Genomic DNA, 6,194 nt, shown 5'->3' with positions numbered 1-6,194 from the left:
CTGGCAGCTGGACGCCGGTGGCGGCGCGGAGCCGGTTGCGCAGCTCCACGGCCGTCATCGAGTCGAAGCCGACCTCGCGGAACGCCCGGTCGGGCCCCCGGCCCCCTGCGGCCGGGGGCGACGCGGCCGGGGTGGACGCCCTTCGTACGCTGACGACCATGACGAGACGCACGCTGGTGGCCGTCCTCGGCGGCTCCGCCGCGCTGCTGCTGGTGGTCGTCGTCGGGTGCGTGGGGGCCGCGATCCGGGCCGTCGACAACGACCCGGGCGACACGCCCGAGTGCCGGGAGAGGGTGCGCGCCGAGGAGGCGAAGGTGCGCACCAACCGGTGGGCTCCGCCCGAGCAACTGCCCGACCTCGGCGACTACCTGGAGATCCACTGGCAGGTGCGTTCCCTCTCGGGCGAGCCGTGCGGCCGCGCGCCGGGCCCGGTGGACTGGGCGTACCAGGGCGTGGTCCGGCTGCGTCTGGCGGACGCGCGGACGCTGGCGCAGCGGTACGGCTTCGCGCCGTACGCGTCCGCCGAGCCGGACCAGGCGCCCCTCACCAGCCCGGCGGACGCGTGGCCCGCTCTCGCGCCGTACCTGCCGGCCGCGCCCAGATGGCGGCACAGCCGGGCGTACGACGAGGCGACCCCGTCCATCCGGTGGCGGACCGCCTTCCTGGACGTCGAGCACCGGACGCTCTTCTTCAGGCTCCAGGACCACTAGCCGCCCGGGCGTGTGTCCTTCGCCCGACCGGCCGGTCACCTGTCCGACCTCCCGGCCGGGCACCTCTCGCCGAGGGTCAGCGCAGCGCGCGCCAGAGCAGGTAGAGCCCGATCGACGTGCCGAAGACCACGATCAGCACCTTCAGCACCACCGGCGGCAGCCGGCGCACCAGCCGCGCGCCGGCGTACCCGCCGACCAGCGTCGCCGGCGCGACGACCGCGACGGCCGCCCAGTTCACCGGCCCGAACAGCGCGAACACCACCAGCGTGGTCAACCCGACCAGGGCGGAGAGCAGGTTCTTGAGCGCGCTCACCCGCGCCAGCGTCGCGTCCAGCACCAGGGCCAGACCCGCCACCAGCATCACCCCGAGCGCCGCGCCGAAGTAGCCGCCGTACACCGCGCCGACGGCGACCATGGCCTGCACGGTGACCGTACGGCGGTGCGGCGCCAGGTCGCGCGGATGCCCGACGAGCCGGCGCAGCGGATCCTGGAACGCCAGCACCGCCGTCGCCCCGAGCACCAGGAAGGGCACCACCAGCTCGAACGCCCGGGCCGGCGTGGCCAGCAGCAGCAGGGCGCCGGCGATCGTGCCGACGATCGTGGTGGGCACCAGCGTGGCCAGCATCCGCCGGGGCGGCAGGTCCTGCCGGCTGCCCGCCACGCTCGCCACGTACCCCGGAAAGACCGCGACCGAATTGCTCACGTTGGCCGGCACCGGCGGCAGGCCTACCGCGATCATCGCCGGAAAGGTGATGAGCGAGCCCCCGCCGGCCACCGCGTTGACCGTGCCCGCGGCGAGACCGGCGGCGAGCAGCAGCGCGGCGTCGGAGACATCCATGGTCACCAGAGGCTAGTACCCACCTCCGGCAGAACGGGTGCCGGTCGGCCCCGGGGTGGCAATGGGTGCGGCCGTGGCGTCGTTAGGATGGATGCGCGACGGACGAGTCGACCGGGCGGTCGCGTCGGCGGGCTCCGGCCCGCCGCCGAGGAACGTCCGGACTCCACAGGGCAGGGTGGTTGCTAACGGCAACCCGGGGCGACCCGCGGGACAGTGCCACAGAAAACAGACCGCCGGCCCCATCGGGGACGGTAAGGGTGAAACGGTGGGGTAAGAGCCCACCAGCACCCCGGGTGACCGGGGTGGCTCGGTAAACCCCACCCGGAGCAAGGCCAAGCAAGGGCCGTCACCAGAGATGATGACGACCCGGCGCAGACGCTTGAGGGCTGCCCGCCCGATGTCTGCGGGTAGGCCGCTCGAGCCTGCCGGCGACGGCAGGCCTAGATGGATGGCCGCCGCCGACGCGAGCCCCTCGGGGCGCGCGCCGGTCACAGAATCCGGCGTACAGGTCGACTCGTCCGTCGCCCACCAGCTCAGAGACCTGATCACGGCTCTGAGCTGGTTCTATGTTCGGGCGTCGATGGTCGTTCTTGGTCAACATTGGCCGGCGTTTGACGCCCTGAGGACGCCCTGACGCCCTGGAGACGCCCTGAGCGCGGGCTCAGTTGACCTTGCCTCGAGCCGGGCGGGCTGCGTTGCTGTGGGGCCTTTCCGGGGCGGGTGGTCGGGGCTTCGGAGCGGGGCCAGCGGTTGCGGGGGAGGCCGGGCAGTCCTGGCGGTGGAGCTGGTGCCGCGACCCGGTGACTCGGTGGCAAGCCAGTCCCGGGGTTGGACTGGCGCGGCAGCCGGAAGCCCCGACCACTCGACCAGGCCGACCCGCCGGCTTCCGACACGGCCTCGCTGAGGCTGCTTCCTGGGTGTGGTGGGGGCGGTGTCCCGGCGGCTGTCGGTGGCTTCCCGCCCCGGCGCCGTAGGCGGCCGGGGCGGCTTGCCGCCGGCCGGGCTTGCCGCCCCGCACCGCGCGGAGCGCGGTGCCTTGATCCTAATGAGAATGATTCGGCAGTGCTGTCGGATCACATGTCGGATCACATGTCGCTCTCGGGTCAGTAACTGGCTCCGGTCCGTCGTACCTCGCCCCGCTGAGGGTCGCCCCATCGAAGCTCGCCTTACCGCTGAACGTCACCCCGCCGAACCCAGCGTCGCGGCTGAACGTCGCTTTGTTGAACCTGGCGTCGCGGCTGAACGTCGCTTTGTTGAACCTGGCGTCGCGGCCGAACGTCGCCTCCTCGAACCCGGCGTCGCGGCTGAACGTCGTCCCGACAAACCTGGCGTCACGTTTGAACGTCGCTTCGTCGAACCAGGCGTCGCCGCTGAACGTCGTCCCGACAAACCTGGCGTCACGTTTGAACGTCGCTTCGTCGAACCAGGCGTCGCGGCTGAACGTCGCCTTGTCGAACCTGGCGTCGCCGCTGAATGTCGCCATGTCAAACCAGGCGTCGCCGCTGAACGTCGCGTTGCCGAACCTGGCGTCGCGGCTGAACGTCGCCTTGTCGAACCTGGCGTCGCCGCTGAACGTCGTCTCGTTGAACCTGGCGTCGCCGCTGAACGTCGCCTCGTTGAACCTGGCGTCGCCGCTGAACGTCGCGTTGCCGAACGTGGGGCTATTGGCAAAGTGGGTCTTGATGAAGGTGGCGTTGTGGAGGTGACAGCCAGTGAGGTCGAGGTCGATGAGGACGGCTTCGGTGAGGTCGAGCGTCATCTGTGGGCCCCAGTACAAGGCGTGGGGTTCTCCTTCTGGGGTTGCTGGTCGCAGGTGGCGGGCGAGGATGCGTTGGGCGGCGAGGCGAACCTGACGTTCTTCCCTGGGGTCCACAGCGGGTTTGTCGCTCTCACCGGCGGCAGCCGGTGGTGCGGCTGGGGCAGGGTCTTCTGAGGGGGGTTGGGCGGCGGGCATGGGGGTGGGCTGGTAATCGGGTGGGGTGTAGGGCATGCGCAGGTAGGCGCAAATCACCTCAACGATGCTCTGTCGGTGGGCGGGGTTGTCCTGGGCGAGGCGTTCCAGGGCGTACAGGCCCGCGAGCCGGACCGGGGCCTTGTCCGAGCCCAGCTGGTCGGCGGCCTTGACGTACAACTCGGTGACCCGTTTCTCCCCGGCGTCGTACTCGGTGGCCTGCTGGGTGCGCTCGGCCAACTGCTGTCGTCGAAACGCCAGCAGCAGCGCGAACGCCCCGGTCACCGCCGCGCCGATGGTCAAGCCCGTGCGGATGGACTCCACGCGCAGCCGTGCCCGCTGCACCCCGTCGCCCACCGCCGGCACCGAACCCTGCAACCAGGCCACCGCGGCCCAGGTGACCACCCCCACCAGGACCACCCCGACCGGGATCACCCACGACCGCAGAGGCCGCACCTGCCGATCCGGCGGCGTCGGCGCGGCAGACACTTCATGCCTCCGATCGTCCCGCCGCCAAAGCAGCACCCCCGCGACCAGCACCGCCAGGCCTACCGCCACCGGCACCAGCACCGGCCACCCGGAAGCCAGGACACCCCACCACGACCGGGGAACCAACACCAGCACGACCGACAGCAGAACCAACCCGCCGACCGCCATCAAAGCAACACTCAACCTTCTCGTCACACTGTGGAATCATGCCCGTGCATGGCAATACGTCGCGCCCCCCTTTCGGCCGACGCACCACCCCCAGCTCGTGCGTGGCATCGAAGGCCAAGGGCCGCAAATTGCTATCTCAGTTCCCTGTACCGCCCGTTGCACGTCATCTGGCGGAACTGGTCGCACATCAGCTAACGGATGAATCTTGGCAGAGTTTAGCCGATCCGTGTCGTTTATCCGACTTGATAGTCGGCATGGCTCAGGCTTGGAGATAGGGTTCTAAGCCGCCGAATTGCATCGGTGCGCTTAGTGGGATAAACGAATCGGGATTTATGAACATTCTGTCGCAGGTGGTCCCCGGTCTACGTGACACGCGCACGCCATTTTCTGTGGGGCTGCTCTGGTCTGGTACGTTATGGTTAATTTTCTTTCTGATTCCGGAGCAGGATTGGCGAAGTCCACAGATTAAATCCGTCGCAGAGCCACTTCGGGATCTTCCCGATCAAATTCTGCTCACTTTTGGTATATTCTTAATCTACTTACTGGGCATCTTGCTGGAGATGTTGAGTAAAATCTTCTGGGGGTTGTGCATATTAGCCTCGGCGCTTTTCATTATTGGCGCTCTCTTCTTCACGTTCCGCACCACTAGGGCCGCAGTTTCGCTCAGCCTGCTCCTTCTGGTCGCATTCGTTTCCTACGTCGCTCTAGCTGCGTCGAGACTGCGGCGGAAGCTTCAAGATGAGCCATACCAAAAAGTTCTGGAAGACACAACCTTCCAAATACTCGAGTCTGCCGGGGGGCGGATTGCTGGATTTTTTCGACAAGTTCGGGAAATCGCAGAGCCAGATTACGGAAACTTTCAAGAACTACTTAAGGCTGATCTTGAACTGGCGTTCGGAGAGAATCGAGACATTCTCAACAATGCCCTCGAAGTTATGACTCCAGCCACTCTGGGTAGAGCCGTTGAAGCAACAAATGTTAGCAACCAGGACCTCTATGTGTTCGCTGAGGGCAATGAAAAGCCAAAGATTGCCCGGGCGAATGACGCATCCCTGTTGAAATTCTATATCCGGAGCGAACCCCGAATCGCTCAGCTTGCGCGTCAGGCAATGAAGCAGAAGCTGAAGGAAGAGCCGACGGCCCAAATTGAGTTCGCTACTACTGTATTTAACCTAGCAGCTCAGCGGGACCGACTTCGTGCGCGGATGGAGCAGGCTGAGGTGGCACTCCGCGTAAATTATAAGGAACTTTACAATGAGATTGACCGCATCCGGTCGGAAGGGGATTTTCGGAAGGGTGTCGCCTGGCCGCTGGCGGCCTTCTCGATTTCATCGGTCTTGACCGTATACGATTTCCTTGGCTTTAGGGTCACTGATAGTGTGGCGGTGCTGCTGGTTATCGCCGCATTGGTGTCGGCTATGATGATCTACTCAGCTGGTGCAGGCCGCACTCGGCGTGCGAACCAGTTGCTGTACGCTTGCCTGTTGCAGAATCTGGTAGGCGTAACAAGAGAGAAGCTTTACGGTGACGAGCTGTTTATTCCACTTGAACGCCCCCGGATCGAACGAACGCCAGAAATTAGAAGAAAAGTCAAGGAAATTCTGCGTCAAGCAGCTCTGCGTGAATTGGATCGGGTTGCGTCGAGAATTAAACCTAAATCGCCACAAAGCGCTTTGGAGTCCTCGCCTGATCTGAGAGATTCTGATCTTCTCGGGCAATTGGGTGGCAGGGATGCAGGCAAGGCTACTCGCGATCACGGCTAGTGCGTTCAGGTGATTCGTTTCCGTCGTAATATTCCTTGCAGTGTGCATGCGAATCTGGGGCTGCTAGTCGGACCTGAGGGACGTCGGAGCTGGTGCTTTTTCTCTGGCGGAACTGATGCCTTATCGAGAGGTTTAGGTGCTTATGTGCCCCGGTTTGCGAATTGATTTCAATTCTGGCGTCCTAAGAGCGTGTCTCAGGTGGTGAGTTTGAGGTAGCGCTTGTGGCAGGTGAGAGCGGCGGCGAGGGTGACGAACGCGCAGTAGAGGCTGGCTGA

General features: G+C 65.4%; 5 protein-coding genes and 1 other RNA gene. 3 read left to right on the top strand and 3 right to left on the bottom strand.

Annotated elements, in window-relative coordinates:
* The coding region (locus AB0B83_RS29660) for an acyl carrier protein (RefSeq protein WP_357580937.1) at window positions 1-160 on the bottom strand (160 nt) is incomplete at its 3' end.
* On the opposite strand from AB0B83_RS29660, the gene AB0B83_RS29655 reads away from it, so the two are divergent.
* A complete protein-coding gene (locus tag AB0B83_RS29655; protein WP_357580936.1) occupies window positions 159-710 on the top strand; it encodes a hypothetical protein in 552 nt (183 codons plus the stop codon). The two genes, AB0B83_RS29660 and AB0B83_RS29655, sit on opposite strands and share 2 nt — an antisense overlap.
* Before the next feature lie 76 nt (window positions 711-786).
* Here AB0B83_RS29655 and AB0B83_RS29650 read toward each other — a convergent pair whose 3' ends face one another.
* Window positions 787-1,548, bottom strand: coding sequence for a sulfite exporter TauE/SafE family protein (locus AB0B83_RS29650; RefSeq protein WP_357580935.1), 762 nt, complete (start codon window positions 1,546-1,548; stop codon window positions 787-789).
* A 103-nt stretch (window positions 1,549-1,651) separates the two neighbouring features.
* Between AB0B83_RS29650 and rnpB the strand changes: the two genes are divergently transcribed.
* Window positions 1,652-2,069: RNase P RNA component class A (rnpB, locus tag AB0B83_RS29645), an RNA gene on the top strand.
* 521 nt (window positions 2,070-2,590) lie between these two features.
* Here the strand turns inward: rnpB and AB0B83_RS29640 are convergent.
* Window positions 2,591-4,183, bottom strand: coding sequence for a pentapeptide repeat-containing protein (locus AB0B83_RS29640; RefSeq protein ID WP_357580934.1), 1,593 nt, complete (start codon window positions 4,181-4,183; stop codon window positions 2,591-2,593).
* Between the two features lie 305 nt (window positions 4,184-4,488).
* On the opposite strand from AB0B83_RS29640, the gene AB0B83_RS29635 reads away from it, so the two are divergent.
* Complete coding sequence (locus AB0B83_RS29635) at window positions 4,489-5,919, top strand: hypothetical protein (protein WP_357580933.1); 1,431 nt, start codon at window positions 4,489-4,491, stop codon at window positions 5,917-5,919.
* Window positions 5,920-6,194: the final 275 nt, after the last annotated feature.

This window comes from Micromonospora sp. NPDC049060 (assembly GCF_040649055.1).
Taxonomy (GTDB): Bacteria; Actinomycetota; Actinomycetes; order Mycobacteriales; family Micromonosporaceae; genus Micromonospora; species Micromonospora reichwaldensis.
This window is presented reverse-complemented; position numbering and strand designations above follow the sequence as displayed.

Bases quoted from the DNA above. Each gene is read 5' to 3' on its own strand.
- AB0B83_RS29655 (WP_357580936.1), top strand. From the start codon at position 159: ATGACGAGACGCACGCTGGTGGCCGTCCTCGGCGGCTCCGCCGCGCTG.
- AB0B83_RS29650 (WP_357580935.1), bottom strand. From the start codon at position 1,548: ATGGATGTCTCCGACGCCGCGCTGCTGCTCGCCGCCGGTCTCGCCGCG.
- AB0B83_RS29635 (WP_357580933.1), top strand. From the start codon at position 4,489: ATGAACATTCTGTCGCAGGTGGTCCCCGGTCTACGTGACACGCGCACG.